13 protein-coding genes are annotated in these 16,207 nt (G+C 67.0%); all 13 read right to left on the reverse strand.

Features of this window, described 5'->3' with window-relative positions:
- Positions 1–18: 18 nt before the first annotated feature.
- Positions 19–195 (reverse strand): hypothetical protein, encoded by a 177-nt coding sequence (locus tag QF040_RS21780; protein WP_429614739.1) that lies wholly within the window; start codon positions 193–195, stop codon positions 19–21.
- On the reverse strand, positions 192–1,487 hold the full coding sequence (locus QF040_RS21785; protein WP_307646909.1) for a TIGR02270 family protein: 1,296 nt from the start codon (positions 1,485–1,487) through the stop codon (positions 192–194). Before QF040_RS21785 ends, QF040_RS21780 begins: the two co-directional genes overlap by 4 nt.
- A 16-nt stretch (positions 1,488–1,503) precedes the next feature.
- A complete protein-coding gene (locus tag QF040_RS21790) occupies positions 1,504–2,412 on the reverse strand; it encodes a hypothetical protein (protein WP_307646910.1) in 909 nt (302 codons plus the stop codon).
- 12 nt (positions 2,413–2,424) lie between these two features.
- Entirely contained in the window at positions 2,425–3,420 is a 996-nt protein-coding gene (locus tag QF040_RS21795; protein ID WP_429612769.1) for a PAAR-like domain-containing protein, read from the reverse strand.
- Positions 3,417–4,463 (reverse strand): hypothetical protein, encoded by a 1,047-nt coding sequence (locus QF040_RS21800; RefSeq protein WP_307646912.1) that lies wholly within the window; start codon positions 4,461–4,463, stop codon positions 3,417–3,419. The genes QF040_RS21795 and QF040_RS21800 overlap by 4 nt, the downstream gene beginning before the upstream one ends.
- Positions 4,460–5,572 (reverse strand): DUF2169 family type VI secretion system accessory protein, encoded by a 1,113-nt coding sequence (locus tag QF040_RS21805; protein WP_429612770.1) that lies wholly within the window; start codon positions 5,570–5,572, stop codon positions 4,460–4,462. The genes QF040_RS21800 and QF040_RS21805 overlap by 4 nt, the downstream gene beginning before the upstream one ends.
- A gap of 14 nt (positions 5,573–5,586) precedes the next feature.
- The gene (locus QF040_RS21810) at positions 5,587–6,072 is read right to left on the reverse strand and encodes a DUF6484 domain-containing protein (protein WP_429612771.1); all 486 of its coding nucleotides are present in this window, start codon (positions 6,070–6,072) and stop codon (positions 5,587–5,589) included.
- A gap of 20 nt (positions 6,073–6,092) precedes the next feature.
- Positions 6,093–8,471: a type VI secretion system Vgr family protein gene (locus QF040_RS21815; protein ID WP_429612772.1), complete on the reverse strand. Its 2,379-nt coding sequence runs from the start codon at positions 8,469–8,471 to the stop codon at positions 6,093–6,095.
- A gap of 84 nt (positions 8,472–8,555) precedes the next feature.
- Positions 8,556–8,951 carry a DUF4150 domain-containing protein gene (locus QF040_RS21820; protein ID WP_429612773.1) on the reverse strand — a complete coding sequence of 132 codons (396 nt, stop codon included), beginning with the start codon at positions 8,949–8,951 and terminating at the stop codon, positions 8,556–8,558.
- 9 nt (positions 8,952–8,960) lie between these two features.
- Positions 8,961–9,644, reverse strand: a complete 684-nt coding sequence (locus QF040_RS21825) for a DUF3540 domain-containing protein (protein WP_429612774.1) — start codon at positions 9,642–9,644, stop codon at positions 8,961–8,963.
- Positions 9,645–9,687: 43 nt separating this feature from the next.
- The gene (locus tag QF040_RS21830; protein WP_429612775.1) at positions 9,688–10,740 is read right to left on the reverse strand and encodes a pentapeptide repeat-containing protein; all 1,053 of its coding nucleotides are present in this window, start codon (positions 10,738–10,740) and stop codon (positions 9,688–9,690) included.
- A 10-nt stretch (positions 10,741–10,750) separates the two neighbouring features.
- A complete protein-coding gene (locus QF040_RS21835) occupies positions 10,751–13,348 on the reverse strand; it encodes a DUF2169 family type VI secretion system accessory protein (RefSeq protein ID WP_429612776.1) in 2,598 nt (865 codons plus the stop codon).
- Positions 13,349–13,375: 27 nt separating this feature from the next.
- Positions 13,376–16,195, reverse strand: a complete 2,820-nt coding sequence (locus tag QF040_RS21840) for a type VI secretion system Vgr family protein (RefSeq protein ID WP_429612777.1) — start codon at positions 16,193–16,195, stop codon at positions 13,376–13,378.
- Between the last annotated feature and the right edge of the window lie 12 nt (positions 16,196–16,207).

The following is a 16,207-nucleotide window of genomic DNA, read 5'->3' on the forward strand; positions in this document are numbered from 1 at the left end:
CGGGTTGGCAATCTCGCCTTAAGAGGTATGCCATTGCAGCCAGGCTGCGATGGCGGTGAAGATGAGGGCGATGAGGAGCCAGGTGCGGGTGGCGGCATCGACGCGCCGGGCGTTGCGCGACCAGCGCAGCGCCGCGGCGACGAGGAAGGCGAGCGCCAGTGCGGCAAGAACATGCTTCGCGGCCATACGCTTCACGCCCCCATGCCATCGAGCCATCGCTGTTGCCGCCAGGCCGGTGCCGCGGTGGGAAACAACGGGGTGCCGGGCTTCATCAGGCTCAGGTGCAGCGAAGCCGCCGCACGCTGGCGCTGGCTCCCTTCGCGCACCACGCGAAGGCAATGCCCTTCTCCCGGCGGTTCGCCCATGAAGAAGCGCCGGCCCGCGGGGAACCGATGGCCGTTGACCTGCCACCATGCCCCGATCTTCCCGGGGTCGGGCCAGGGTAGGCTGTCGTCCTCGTCCATCGCCACGTCGGGGTTGTCGGGATCGTCGTCAGGGCCGGTCACCAGGCCATCGGGCCCATCGCACTCGAGGTCCAGAAAGGCCAGGTCGAGCCCGGTGACGAGGCTGAAGGATTCGCCCGCAAGCCGGGCCAGTTTCGGGTCGTGCATCTGCTCGATGAGCCATGCGATGCCATGCGGATCGCCCAGCTCGCCAGCGCCGCGAACCAGTGTTCTGGCATGTGCGCGGTCTTTCGCAAACCCCGCCAGCATGGCCAGGCCACGCTCGAGGGGCGCGATCTTCAACACGATCGACAGCGCCTCCTGCGCGCGAAGTCCGCCTCCGGTCGCCATGGCTTCGAGCACGGCCATCGATGCGCCGCGGTCGCCTGTCAGCAAGGCGGCACGCGCGGCTTCGAAGGCACACGAAGCGTTCGCATCTCCCATCGCCGCGATACAGGCACTGCGCAGATCCATGCGACCGCGCCGGCCCACCATGCGCAGCGCGCGTTGCCTGAGGCCGGCATCGTCGTCGGTCAGCGCATCGGCGAGCGTGTCTCCCGGGTCCACGCCGTGCTGGTCGCAAGCGACCAGCCCCACTTCGCGCCACCAGGGATCGTGAGCATCGAGCAGCGGTTGCACCAGTCCTCGCAGCGCGGCCGCCTCGACCCAACCGAACGCCGACAGAAGTCCTGCCCGCCCGTCGGGCAGTGCGGCAGCCGCGGCCAGCAGCCTGGAGAGCCGTTCCGTGTCGCGGTCTTCGATGGCGCGCACCGTGACAGCGAAGAACTCGGCCACGCCCGGACGCTCCAGCACCTGCAGGCACAAGGCCGCGCCCAGCGCGCCCGCGACGCCGATGCCATCGAGGTGCGCCGCAATGCGTTCATCGAGGCGCGCGAGGCGAGGCAGCCTCACGTGCGCCGCGCGCACCAGCACCGAGCGCACGCGCCGCAGTTGAACGGCCTCCTCCACGTGCTGCTGCACCACCAGCGGCACCGGGGTCCGGCGTGGCCGCACGACGGCGGCTGGATGCTCGGCAACGGACATGACGCGGCGTTCGCGGCTAGACCATGACCTGCCACCGACCGGCGGCGATCAATCCCACGCTGCGTCCGGCCAGCGACCACACGCCGTCGGGACCGGAGCGCAGCACGACGAACTCGTTCTTCTGCCGCTTGGCAATTGCCAGCGGCTGGAGCGATGCACCGTCATACGTGTCGATGCCATCGACGTGTGCCAGATAGATCGCCTCACCCTCTGCGGCGATGCCCCAGTAGTCACGCTCCATGTCGTCCGTTGCCAGGGCCTGCCACTGGTCGGCGGCGCCGATCAGCAGCGTGTCGTTGTCGCCGCCGATGGCGAAGCGCCCGTCCGGCAGCCGGCACACCGTGTTCAGGCTCGAATTGCCCGGCAAGTCCAGCTTGTGCCAGGCACGGCCATCGAAACGCGCGCCGTAGCCGTCGGAAGTGACGACCATGAAATCGGAGGCGGAAGTGCCCGCAAGGTCTTCGATGGTCACGTCCTCGCCTTCGACCGTGAGTTGCGGCAGCGCCGCGAAGCGCCCGCCGGCGAACAGATAGGCCTGCCCCACCGAACCCGCGCAGACGACGTCCGCGCCAAGCAGCCGCAATCGCCGCAAGGGCCCGAGGTCCTCCACGGCGGGATTGGAAAATCGCTGCAGCGACTGCGCAAGCGCCGCATCGGTGGTGCCGCCGAGCCAGTCGAAGCTGATCAGCGTGCCGTTCTCGCCGAGTGCGTAGCCCGTGCCACCGGCACCCGCATCGATGGAGACGAGTTCATCCCCTCCGAAGGAAAACGCAGCGACGGCGGCATCGCGCACGACCAGCACGCGGTTGTCGGGGTTGTCGTAGTCATCGCCGACGGTGCAGCCCAGCAGCACCACGCCGAGCGCCGGGTTGGCGCCTTCCTGGATGTAGTCCTGGCGCTTGAGCACCTTGGGAAACGGGTTCATGAGCGGGTCCTTTCAGGCGTGCTGCCTGGATCGCGGCAGCGGGTCGTTGGTCTTCACCGTGAGCTTCATGCGGCTGTGTCCGAGGGCCAGTTGGCGTGCCATGCATTTCTCGTCGCAGCCCTTGGAATCCCCGGAATTGATCTTTCCCTGGGCCGACTTGGCCGCGGTCTTGATGCCTTCTTTCAGCGTGTATTTCTTGCCCTTGTTGGCCGGGTCCTTGAACCACTTGTTCTTCTCGACCGTGTAGTTGCAGCCGACCTTGCCGTGCTCGGTGTGCTTGGCATGCGAGGTGCCCTTCAGGCAAACGCACGGCGCCTTGTTCGACACGTAGTTGGTGGCCGGGTCCGGCTTGCCGCGCCCCGCGTGGGCCACGAACTCCTTCGAAGGCAGCGGGTGGTGCGGCGTCATCTGCTTGGAGGTGCTGGGCGCGTTGCAGCAGGTGTTCGGCGAGTACGGCGCCAGCATGCATTTGCGCGCCTTGCAGCAGTCGCGCCCGTAGTCGTTGGCACCCGAACAGTTGTCCTTGATGTCCTTGGCCATGGCCTTGCACGGATGGCCTTTCACATTCATCGCGATCGCGTCCTGGTAGGGCCACGGAACCGCCTCGTTGGCCGTGCTGCCGTGGTTGTGCGTGGTCAGGTCGAGATTGCGCACGACGTTTTCGCCCTCGACGTTCACATCCATCGACCAGGCATTGAAGTAGACCTTGCCGGTGATCTTGCTGTTGATGATGCCCTTCTTGGGCGCACAGCCCGCCTCGTCGCCGGTGCTCTTCTTGAAATAGCTCTTGTTCTTCAGCATCACCTCCTTGCCCGAGATCTTCACGCTGGTGGATCCGTTGGTGCAGTCCGATGCGAGCCCGGTGTTCGGGTAGGGAATGGGTACCCCCGGCGGCGTGGCGGGCGTCTGCGGCGGCGTGAAGCAGACATCGGGAAAGGCGCAGATCGACTTGCCCGCCGCCGCCTTGCACGACACCTCCATGTTGTTGGCATAGACCTCGTTGCTCAAGACATCTCCTCCACGGCCTGGGGGTCCGGGCGGCAGAGCACCGCAGCGAAGCGGTAAGACGCATCGTTCGAGCCGTGGACCAGCACCCGAGGCCCGCACGCGTAGCCCTTGCGCATTGCGGTCCATGCGGCGGCGATCGCGGCAACACCAGCCAGCGCCCCCGCCTCGCCGATGCCCTCCGCCGGATGCCACAGATCCAGCGTTCGCACATGCCCGCGCAGCGCGCGTGAGCGCGCCAGCGCCGCCTCCTTGAAGAAATACTGCTCGCCGGAGATATCGGCCACGATGAAATCGACGTCATCCGCCAGCAGCCCCGCCTCTCGCATCGCCTGCGCGATGGCGGCGGTGAGCCCGTCGCCGCGCAGCGGCGTACCGCTCAACACGGGCGCCGGCTCGATGCCGGCGCCGATGCCGGTGCAGCGCAGCGTGTCACCGGCATGCGCCGCGGCAATCAGCAACGCCCCGGCGCCTTCGCCGGGCATGAAGCCGTTGGAGTTGTCCTCACGCAGCACACGGTCGAGGTCCACATAGTGTTTCAGTGCGGGCCAGGAGAGCAGCCCGTCGGCCGCGACGATCAGCACCTGCCCGCACCCCTGCTCGGCGATCAACCGTCTCGCCCGCTCCAGCGCCGCCAGCGCCGCCACGCGTCCGAGCGGAAAGATGGCCGAGTGGTGTTCGTCCACGCGCACGCCAAGTCCCGACCGGATGCCATCGAACAGCGCGTCGTCAAGGTCTTCCAGTCGTCCGGGGCGCTGCTGCTCGGCCGTGCAAAGCAGAACCGGAAGTGCATCGCCCGCTGACGCGTCCCGCGCGCCCGCAAGGCACTCGTCGGCGGCCATCAAGGCCATCTGCACGAGCTTGGAAATACCGACCCAGGGCGCATCGAGCTCGACCTGGTGCGCATTGATCCACTGGCCGTCGCGCCCGCGGAACCGGGTGATCGACGGGTTGGTGACGCTCGCGCGCAGTGCAGCGCAGGTCGATTCTGCGTCCAGGCCGAGGCTGGTGACGAGACCTACGCCGGCCACAGCCACGCCGGTCATTCGAACGCCTCCAGGTCCGCATCGGCATCGGCCGGGGCGCTCACGACGCGGATCGGAAAAGTCATCTCGTCGCGCGCCTGCCACCAGTCCTCGCCCTTGCGGCCGACGAGCACCTGCGACACCTCGAACATGTTGTCGCGCAGCGGCCGCGCGACGCGCCACTGCATGGTGAAGCGCTCCTGGTCGGGCTCGAAGACGATGGTGTCGAGCCGGGCGACCAGGTCTTCGCGCCTTGCGTTGTTCTTCGGAAAGACATGGATGGGCGCTTCGAAAAAGGGCAGCGCGAAATGACGCAGCCCGTCGGGCGTGAGGTTCTCCAGACGCACTTCGAGCGCAGCTTCGGGAATCGGAATCTGCTGGTCGAGCGGCGCCGCCTGGTAGTAGCGTTCGTCGAAGTCCTCCGGTGGAAACGGAAACCCGTGGTCCAGCCATGCCTGGTCGTAGGTGCCGGCATGGCAGGCGCGCTGCGGCCAACCGCGACCGACCGGCCCGTAGGCCATCGGACGAAAGGCGCCGTCGGGGGCATCCACCAGGATGCCCGACTCCTCGGTGTTGGGCAGCGGGGTGCCGTCGACCCACGACGCCTTGAGCCGCTTGCGGTAGCCGCGACCCACGGGATTGGGCCCATAGGCGCTGTGCTCGGCGGGGTCTTCGGAGGATTCGTCGATCCCGCCGAACGCGCACCCGTAGCTCAGGCTCATCGTCTCGAACGGCAAGGGCAGGCTCGCGCGAACCGCACCGAGCCCGGCTTCCCAGACGCGATGGCCGACCACGTCGAAGCTCTTGTGCATCGGCCCGACATGCAGCCCGACGCGGGCGCGCGTGACCGGGCGGCCGTCGGGCGCGTGAGCGCTGCCGGCAAGCAGCACATCGCATTGGTGTTTGCGGGGCGCGAAGTCAGCCTCGTGCAATGGCGCGCTGAAGCCCGGCGCACCGTTGAATGTGTCCGCCATGAGCAGCGGCACCTGCTCGTCGTGCAGGCGCACCGCTTCCCCGGGCCTCGGCAGCACGAAAGTGCCCTTGATCACCACGACGAGCAACTCCCTGCCGCTGGGCTCCACGCCCATCGTGTAGCCGGTGACCATGCGGGTGGCGTTGATCAGTTCCATTGCCTCTCAGCCTCTCAGTTCAACTGGACCGATCCGCCCTTGATGCGATTGACCCCGCTCGAGATGCTCGCGACATACGCCCCCCGGATCAGTATCTTGCCGGCCTTGGTGAGCGTGATGCTCGCCCTGCCGCAGCGCATGACCAACTGCTCGCGGGCGCCGACGACCATGCGCCGCCCGTCCTGCGAGACCTCGACCTGCCCCGGCAGCTCCGCGAGCGGCCACCCCTGCGCCTCGCGGAGCACGCCCGTCACGATGGGCCGTGCCGCATCGCCCGCCTCGAAGGCCAGCGTCACTTGGTGACCGATGTGGGCACCGTGCAAATCCACCACCGTGCGTGCGCGCACGGCCGCACCGGACGGCCGGCCCGCGAAGAGCACCAGCGGCGTGCAGCCCTCGTCCGCAAGCGCCACCAGCTCTCCCAGCACCACGGCAGGCAAGCCGGGCAACGGCTCCAGCCGTGCAGCCAGCAACTCGTCGATCGACTCTCGTTTGCTCATCGTGTCCTCGCTTGTGGAAATCAGTTCTGCAAAATCTTCGACCCCTTCATCACGATGTCGCTGCTCGCCTTCGCGTTGATCTTTCCCGAGGCGTCGATCGTGATGTCCTTGCCCTTGATGACGATGGTCCCGTCCTTCTTCATCGTGATGCTCGCGCTGCCGGTCGTGATCGAAATCGAGTCGCCCGCGCTGATGACGAGGTTCTTGCCGACCGAGAGCGCATCGTCCTTCCCCACGCTGGTGGAGCGCCCCCCGCTCACGCTGCGCGACTCGTCGGCGCCCACGTTCGTCGAGAGCGCCGCCCCCACATCCACCGACCGGTTCGCCCCGATGCTGCTCGACTGGTTCGCGCCCACGTTGATCGTCTGGCTCGCCCCCACCGTCACCGCCTGCATCGCGCCCACGGTGATCTCCTGCGCCGCGCCCACGGTGATGGTTTCGTTGATGCCCACCGTGTGCGTGCGCTGCAGCGCCACCGTCGCCGTTTCACTCGCGCCCACGGTGATCGAGCGGTTCTGCCCGATGGAGATCGTCTCGTTCAGGTCCACCGTCTCCGTGCGGTTCATGTGGACGGTGATGGTCTCGTTCTTGTCCACCGTTTCCGTGCGCTGGCCGTGCACGGTGATGGTCTCGTTGTTGTCCACCGTCTCGGTGCGGTCGTGCTTGACGTGCGTGGTCTCGTCGTGGTCGATGGTCTTGGTGCGGTCGTGGCCCACCCAGTGGGTCTCGTCGTTCTCGACCTCGATGTCCTGGTTCTTCTCGGCGTGCAGGTACACCTGCTCGGAGCCCTTCTTGTCCTCGAAGCGGAACTCGTTGCAGTTCGAGGCGCTGCCCTTGGGCGTGGAGCGCGTGCGAAAGCCGCTCTGCGTGTGCGAGCCGAACGGGATCGGCTGGTCGTCGTTGTAGACGCGGCCCACGATGATCGGCCGGTCGGGGTCGCCGTTCAGGAAGTCGACGATCACCTCCTGCCCGATGCGCGGAATGAAGTAACCACCCCAGCCCTTGCCCGCCCACGGCTGCGACACGCGCACCCAGCAGGTCGATTTCTCGTCGCTCTTGTCGTAGCGGTCCCAGTGAAAGTGCACCTTCACGCGGCCGAAGTCGTCGGCATGGATCTCCTCTCCGGCCGGCCCCACCACGATGGCCGACTGCGGCCCCGGCATTACCACGCGGGGCGTGAGGCGCGGCGGGCGGAACGGCACGTCGATAGGCAGTGCGGTGATGAGAAAAGCGCTCGTTCCCTGCGGGTCGGTGCGCAGCGCGGGCGCACTGGCGATCAGCGCTTCGAGCGCGGGCCGCGCCTCGGCGTTCACCGCGTCGTCGTCGAGCGCTTCGCGCAGCGCCTGCTCGATAGGCATGCGCGGCGTGCTGTGGGGAATGCTCTCGTAGCCCGGATGGCTCGCCGCGAAGGTGCAGGCCGCGATGACGTAGTCGCCGTCGCGCGCGCCATCGGGGTCGCCCTCGAAGCTGAAGCTGCGCCCCGCGGTCACGTCGGGCCAGGTGGTGAGCGCCCAGTGACGCTGGCGGCGCGCGACGATCTCTTCGCCGCGCAGCTTGCCCTTGTCGTCCGCGTCGCCGCCCGAGAAGTAGCCACCCGCGAACTCGAAGGCCTCGAACTCGGCCAGCTCGTGCTTGTCGGGCGCGCCGCCCGCGGCCTCCAGCTTCTTCTTGATCGCCTTGAAGTTGCTGTCCTGCGATGCGTAGGTGCCGGTGTCGAACTGCCGCGCGCTCACCCAGCGCGAGATCTCGTTGTGGCGCGCCTGGGTGGTGTCGCTCGCCACGTGGCGCAGCGTGCCCTCGACGGGCAGCTTGTCGTGCGCGATGTCGCTCGCGTCCGACAGGTGCATGGTGCCGGGCGCGTCGTGCGCATCGAACCAGTAATAGATACCTTCGTCTTCCAACAGGCGCGATAGAAACTGGTAGTCGCTCTCCTGGTGCTGCACGCAATAGCGCCGCGGGTTGTGCGTACCGATCACGTTGCTGGTCTGCGTCTTCTTGAAGCGCTTGATGGGGCTGTCCTCGAACACCGCATCGAGCACCTCGAGCACCTTCTTGTCCTGCAGGATGCGCGAGTTGATGCGCTTGCAGAGCAACCAGAACCACGAGCGCAGCCCGATGCGGTATTCGAAGTTCCGCCCCACGTGGCCGGTGCGCTCGAAGCGCACCGCATGGCCCTGGCAGTGACGCTGGTGCACGCCGCCATCCTTGTCCTGGAACTCGATGACCACGTCGAACGCGCGGCCCAGGATGTCCTTGGCGTCGAGCGCGCGGTTCTTCGAGAGCACGGTGAGTTCGTAGGTGGACGGGCGCGCGAGCGCCTCGTGGCCGACGATGCGCCAGAACATCAGTTCGCCGTTGGCGGGCGAATCGCTTTCGATACGGAACTCGTGATCAGCCATGTGCTTCGGCTCGAGGCCCTCTCCCGTTCTCTTCGTTCACTGACTTCTTGCGGCAGGCGCCGGGCCTGCCGTCGTGGCAGCGCCTCAGGGCGCCAACAACAGCACCAGCGTCTGGCTAGGCACAGTGCGAACGCCAGGGCAATTGGTGCTGTTCTGCAGGCTGGTGCTGGTCAGGCGCGTTGCGGGCATGGCATTCAGCAACACGGTGAAGGCACCCGTCAGATGCCGGCTCGGCCCCATCACCGTTCCGGACGCCACGCCGAGAAGCACGCCCGCGTTGTCACCGTTGGTCATGGGAATGGTCGTGCCGAGGTTGTGAGCCGGCGTTCCCATGAAAAGGATCGTCGGACAGTTCGGAATGGCCATCGGGCCCATCGCGATGTTCGGATAGGGAACCGGAATCGGCGATGGTGCGGCAGGTGTGATGCAGACATCGGGGAAACCCATGTCCGTTCCCATCATCTGGCAGTTGGCGAACATGACGCTGTCTCAGCCGAAATGGATCTGCGCGCCGCGTGTCTTCACGAGCTTGGCGCCGTTGATCAGCGCGTGCTCGCCGCGCAGGTGCAGGAGTTGCTTCGCATCGCATTCGATGTGATCGGCATCCACGCGGTCCAGCCCCCTGGTCGTGCGCAGGTAGTTCTGGCTGAAGTGGTTGATGCGGTCCATCACCGTGCTGAGCATGCTGCCCACCAGCTTGACCGTGCCGGCGACGACACGCACGCGCTCGCCGACGAACTCCGTCGAGCCGAGCGACAGAGTCGCGGCCGCGGCGCGCACACCCAGGCGCTCCGACTTCAGGTGCAGGTCCTCGGCTTCCAGCGCGAGCTTGCCGCCCTCGACCACGAGCCTGGTGTCGCCGCTGCACAGGAGCACCCGCTCCCGCGCCCCGGCGCATCGCTCAAGGACCGACAGCACCCAGATGCCGTCACGCGCGGTGCCGAAGCACAGCACCGTGTCGCCCGCCGCGGGAACGAGCAGGCAGCTCGCGGCCGTGCGCACCTCCAGCGCCGTGCCGTCCTGGCGGACGCACACCCGGCCGTCGCTTCCCGCCTCGAGCAACGCGGTCCAGCACTTATCGGCCGATGCCGCGGCAGTTGCGGAACAGGCCGTCGGTGCGCGGCGCGACGCGGCGGCATTCCGGCGGACGGCAGGGTGGGCAGTGGTTTTCATGAGAGTCGTTCCATTGATAAAAGAGCGTCGCTTCGATGGCGTGTCATGCCGGCAGCGGGCGCCAGTCCTCGGCTTCCGCGAGCTGGGGGTCGGTTTCGATCGCGCGCGCGCGGTCGTCGATCTGCGCTTCTTCGGTCAATGCGCGGTGCAGGCATGCGCGCAGCAGGGTCGCACCACGCAGGTCGCTCTGGTGCAGGCGCGCATGGCGCAGGTCGGCATAGGTGAGATCCGCGCCATTGAAGCGCGCGCGCTCGAGCACGGCGCCGGCGAAATGGGTCTGGTACAGGTTGGCGCCGCTGAAGTTCGCCTCCGGCAACTTCGCGCCGGTAAACAGCGCCTGCGCCAGCCGGGCGCCGGAAAAATCCACGCCCTTGCCTTGAACCTCGCAAAACAATGCGAGCGGCGCGTCGATGCGGTCGAAGCGGGCTTCGTCGAGGGTGGCCCCCTGAAAGTTGCACTGGCGCAGCGGCGCACCGCTGAAAACCGCGGCTCGCAGGTCGGCCCCGGCGAACTGGCAGCTCTCGAGCGCCACGCCGTCGAAGGACACGCCAGCCAGCCGCGTGGTGGAGAACGCGACGCGCAGCATGCTCGCCTCCCGCCAGGCGACATGTCGCAGATCGCAACCGGCCACCGTCGCATGCACCCAGCGCGTCGATTCAGCGCCCACATCGACCAGGCTGCTCTCGGTCAGCACGCTGGCGTCGAGCAGCGCGCCTCGCAGCATCGAGTGATCGAGACGGGTCTTGGTGCACACCAGCATGCTCAGGTCGGCATCCGACAGGTTTGCATGCGGCGCCTCGCATTCGCAGAGCACGGCCGCATGCAGGGCCGCCTCGCGCAGATCGACGTGGTCCATCAGGCACTGGTTGAACACAGCGCGCTGAAGCTGCGCCCCGCCCATCAGCGCACCGCGCAGGTCGCACTGGTTGAAAACGGCCTCGCGCAGATCGGCGTTGCGCAGATCGGCCTTGGCGAAGTTCACCCGGTCGAACAGCCCACCGGCCAGCCGGGCTCGCGCAAAGTGGCCGCCCGAGAGGTCCAGATCGGGCACCGACTCGCCGAGCAGCACTGCCAAGGCCAGTGTCGTTGCGTTCATCATGTCGCCCTCACGCCCCCATGGCCTGCTGTCCGGGCGTCAGCCGCGGCCAGGTGCGGGTGCGCTTGAGTAACGCGCCTTCGAGGCGCACGTCGCCGTCGAGCCGCGCGCGCGACAGGTCGGCCGCGAACAGGTTGCTGTTGCGCAAGTCGCAGCCGCGCAAGTCTGCGTGCTGCAGGATCGCGTCGGTGAAATTGACGCCGGCCAGCTTCGCGCGCTGCAGGCCGGTGCGGCGCAGCAAGGCGCCCTTGGCCGAGGCCAGCCGCCAGTCGCTGTCGGTCAGGTTCGCCTCGCACAGGTTGGCGCCATCCAGCACGCTGCCGACCATGCGTGCGCGCGACATGTCCGCGGCGCCGAAGTTGGCACCCTGCATCTGCGCTTTGGAGAAATCCGCTTCGCTCAAGTCGCACTTCTGTGCGAACACCATGCCCGGACCGCGCGCTCCGCCGAACTTCGCACCGGCCAACTTGCAGGTGAGCATGTTGGCGCCAGCGAGGTCGGCATCGCGCAAATCGACGCCCGTGAGATCGCACTCGACGAACTGGCAGCCCGCGAGTTCAGCTTCGGCGAGTGCAAGACCCGGCAACGACAGCCGGTAGAAAAGCTGCTCCGGCGCATGCAGCCCGTGGGCATCGGCCCCGGCCCAGCGCGTGCCGATCAGCATCGCACCCTTGAGCCGCGCGCGCCTGAGTGCCAGGCCGCCCAGGTCCGCATGACTCAACTGCGCCTCGCTGAAATCGGCATCGTCGAATACGGCGCCCTTCCAGTGCGTGCGGCCGAGGTTCGCTCCCTTGAGCACGGCCCGGACACCGATTGCACCGTCCAGATTCGCATGCGCCATCACGGCCGCCGTGAAGTTCGCCTCCGAGACATTGGCCTGCCTGAAGTCCACGCTCTCGAGCCAAGCGCCTGCGAAATTGACGCCGCGCAGATCGAGGCTCGAAAAGTCGGCTCCCGTGAAATCCATCCCGCCGAAGAAGCGCAGCCCCCCGGCCAACGCCTCCTTCATGCCTTTTCGCAAGGTCTCGGCCTGTGCCGCCTGCATGGCAGGCGCTGGCGGTTGCTCGTGTGCGCCCTGCAGGTAGCCCAGCCGCTCCATCGCTTCCTGTTGCAGCAACTTGCCGTGTACGGCCGACAGATCGAACGCGCCGGTGGCGCCGGCATTCGCAGCTTTCAGACGCTCCAGTGCCGCATCGGCATTGAAGAGCGGCGGGCCGCGGTGTTGCACCGGCTCCATTGCCTTGTGCTCCTTGCGCATTGCCACCGCTTTCTCGAGCGCATCCAGTGCGTCGTCGATGGCCGACAACTGCTGTTGCTCGGCCTCGCGGATCTTCTCCTTCAGATGGGCTACGCGCTGCGCCGGTGCGGATGGCTTTTCGCGAGGCGGCATGACGACACCCATCGCATCCGGGTCGCGGCCGCTGCCGCGCAGTTCCTCGCGCGCCAATGCCACGTCGATCTCGGCCCGCCGGTACTGCGCCTCGGCCTGCAGGCCCTGGCTCGCGAAGGCTTCGGCGGCGCGCTCGGCTTCGGGGTCAGCCACATCGATGCCCGCAGGCAGCAGGTCGCTGTCGTCCAGGCATTCGACGCCGCCCCAGCGCGGATCGGCCCGCCGTGCAAGCGCATCGAGGTAGTGGGCATCGGGCCGAGGCTGATCGATACGTTCCACCGCGCCGAGCAGCCCATATATGTCGGACCCGTCGTCGGTGCCCACTTCGGCCAATCCCTGGAACAGCAGCAGCGCACGCTCCGCGTGCGGAAAGAACCAGACCGTCGTCAGGCGCAACGGCACCTCGCGCAGGCGCGGCTCAAGGGCATTCGCGGCACGGTAGTCGGCGAACACGCGCGCCCGCAAACCGGGTAGACGGCCCTCGATCGACGGCTTCGCCGGATGCATGTGATCGAGCTGGAAGGACTCATCGCCACGCAGGGGCGCGTCGAACCATTGGTCCTCCGGTGCGAGATTGAAATAGCGCCAGTCCAGATCGGGCGCGAAGCCCGGCGCGTGCTCCTTGAGATAGCTCGCGTCGTAAGTGCCGCGAAAACGTGCCCGCTCCGGGTGCATCGGTCCGCGCAGGCCGAAGCCGGCAGGCGCCACGCTCTGGGCCGGATCGCGCAGGGGCTGGTCGGGTCGCTCGATGTTGGGCAGCCGATGCACGCCGCCCTCGGCCGCCGCGCCAAGGCCGTCGGGATTGGCCGGCACTGCGGCACCACCGTAGGCATGCGCCCAATCGATCGGCATCGCGTCGAAATCAAGCGGAGCGCTTGCCTTCGCGCCGTCCCAGCGGCGGTCGCCGAAGACCAGCAAGGTCTTGCTGCGGCTGCCCAGGCGCGCGCGCACGGCGCAGGCGTTGGGTCGGTCGGGCGGAGGAAAGGCCTTGCCATGCACCAGGAATTCGGGCGTGAGCTTGGCCACGCCTTCGTCGACCAGGGGCACCGGCATTTCGCGTCCGATGAAGTTCCAGGCCGACTGCTCGCCCCACAGCGTACCGCCCTGGGCTTGCGTGAAGGGAACGTGCAGCATGGCCGTCACGCAGAGACCGAACCGCTTGCGGTACTCGATGGGACGCGTGCTCAGGCAGACAGCCTGGGGTTTGACGACTTGCATTAGGGCCTCTTGCGCTAGCTTGCGGACTCAACCGTTGGGATTGCCGGTCGCCTCATCGCGGCTGAGCAATCCGCTGGCGCCTCGCTCGCTGCCGACGGCATTGACGCCGGGGATCATGCCCAGCAGCGCGATCACCGCACCAGCCCCACCGACCGTTCCGATCGTCAGCAGCCCGTCATTGACGTTGGTGCCCACCAGGTTGCGCATGCGCTCCAGCCTTCCGCGCATTCCGGGAATCTTGTCGATGTCACTGCTCGACAGCACCTCGTTCAGCAGCTTCCTCGCGTCTCTGTATTGCTCAGCAAACGACACACCGCCGCTGAACATGGAAACGAGGCCGTACCCGAGTCCGGCCACCGCGCCCACCGTGCCGGCGGTCGCCATCGCGCCCGTTGCGGCCGTTCCCGCGCCGGCACCGGCACCAGGCATGATCGAATGCAACGGCGCCTGCCGCACCGACGTGCCGTCGCGCTCGATCTTGAGGCCGGCCACCGATTCCATGCTGACGGCCAGCGTGTTGTCGATCTTCAGGCCCAGGAAGTTCGACATCGCGATGCCCAGCGCGTTGTCCATGCTCAGTCCCATGAAGGTCGAGCGGGTGACGCCGAGATTGAAGTCGGTGTTGTTGCCGACGTAGCCACTCGTGTTGGGACCGAGCACCGTGGTGTTGGAGCCCACCGACACGGTATTGATGTTGCCGATGGCCACCATGTTGAGTTCGGTGTTGCTCACCAGCGTGTACTTCTGGAACGCCGCGGCATACGGCGCGGCGTTGGCATCGATCTTCATCGAGTTGCCACCGGTCACCTTGAACTCCATGTGACCCGCCTCGAACAGCATCGTCGGCGCCTTGTACTTCACTCCGCCCTGAACCGTGATGGTCTGGGTGCCGGTGACCGAACGGGTCTCGTTGCCGCCGGTGGAATCGGTGCGGTTGCCGTCGGCATGGATCTTGTGATGGCCCTTCACCAGCAGCGCGTGGTCGGCGTCGACCTTGGTGGTCTGGAAGCCAACCACATGGTTGTCCTGGTTCTTGCCGACGGTGAGTTTCTGGAACTGCTGGATTTCGGTGGTGTCGTTGTTCTCCACCGTCAGCTTGCGGTCCCGCACCACGGTGGTGGTCTGGTCGCGTTTCACGACCACCGACTGGTCGCGGTCCACCTTCGTCGAATCGTCCCGCTCCACGCTGCGGCTCATGTCCAGCTCGGCATGGATGTTGATGTTCTCCTCGCCCTTCTTGTCCTCGAACATGATCTCGTTGTAGTTCGCGGGACCGCCGCCGGGCGTGGAGCGGGTCTTGAAGCCGCTCTGCGTGGGCGACTTGTACGGAATGGGCTGGTCGTCGTTGTAGACGCGGCCGACGATCACCGGCCGGTCCGGATCGCCATTCAAAAAGTCGACGATCACCTCCTGGCCGATGCGCGGAATGAAATACCCGCCCCAGCCCTTGCCGCCCCACGGCTGCGACACGCGCACCCAGCAGGTCGACTTCTCGTTGCTCTCGTCGTAGCGGTCCCAGTGGAAGTGCACCTTCACGCGGCCGTGGTCGTCCACGTGCAGCTCGTCGCCAGCGGGGCCGACCACGATGGCCGTCTGCGGCCCGGGCATGGTCACGCGCGGCGTGAGGCGCGGCGGCCGGTAGGCGCGCTCCAGCGGGATCGCGGTGATCAAGAATGCGCTGGTGCCCGGCTGCGAGGTGTTGAGCATCGGCGTGCCGGCGATCAGGTCTTGCAGCACTTCGAGCGTGTCGGCGTTCACCGCGTCGTCGCGCAGCACATCGGCCAGTGCCGTGTGCACCTGCTGGGGCACTGCCGCGCTCGCGCTCACGCTTTCGTAGCCGGGGTGGCTCGCCATGAAGGTGCAGGCCGCGATCACGTAGTCGCCGTTGCGCGTGCCGTCGGGATCGCCTTCGAACTTGAAGCTGCGCCCGGCCGTCACGTCGGGCCAGGTGGTCAGTGCCCAGTGGCGGTCGCGGCGCGCGTTGAGTTCGTCGCCGCGCAGCTTGGTGCGGTTCTCGGCCTCGTCGCCCTTGAAGTACCCGCCCGGAAATTCGAACTCCTCGAAGTCGGCCAGCTCATGGTCGTCCTTCACGTCGATGGTGGCGCCCAGCTTCTTCTTGATCGCCTTGAAGTCGCTGTCGCGCGAGGCCTGCTTGCCGGTGTCGAACTGGCGCGAGCTGATCCAGCGCGAGATCTCGTTGTGCCGCGCCTCGCTCGCATCGCTGGGCATGTAGCGCAGCGTGCCGTCCACCGGCAGCTTCTCGTGCGCAAGGTCGCTCGCGTCCGACAGGTGCATGGTGCCGGGCGCATCGTGCGCATCGAACCAGTAGTAGATGCCCTCGTCCTCCAGCAGGCGCGAGAGGAACTGGTAGTCGTTCTCCTGGTGCTGCACGCAGTAGCGCCGGGGCGTGTGGGTGCCGATGACGTTGCCGGCCTTGGTCTTCTTGAAGCGCTTGATCGGGCTGTCTTCGAACACCGCGTCGAGCACCTCCAGGATTTTCTTGTCCTGCAGGATGCGCGAGTTGGTGCGCTTGGTGAGCAGCCAGAACCACGAGCGCAGCGTGATGCGGTATTCGAAATGCCGCCCCACATGCCCCGCGCGCACGAAGCGCACCGCATGGCCCTGGCAGTGGCGCTCGTGCTTGCCGCCATCCTTGTCCTGGAACTCGATGACCACGTCGAACGCACGGCCCAGGATGTCCTTGGCATCGAGCGCCTTGTTCTTCGAGAGCACCGTGAGCTCGTACGCCGAGGGCCGCGCGAGCGCCTCGTGACCCACGATGCGCCAGAACATCAAATCGTCCTTGGCGGGTGAATCGGTCTCGATGCGGAACTCGTGGTCGGCCATTTTTTACTCTTG

This window comes from Variovorax sp. W2I14 (assembly GCF_050435205.1).
In the GTDB taxonomy this organism is placed as follows: Bacteria; Pseudomonadota; Gammaproteobacteria; order Burkholderiales; family Burkholderiaceae_C; genus Variovorax; species Variovorax paradoxus_C.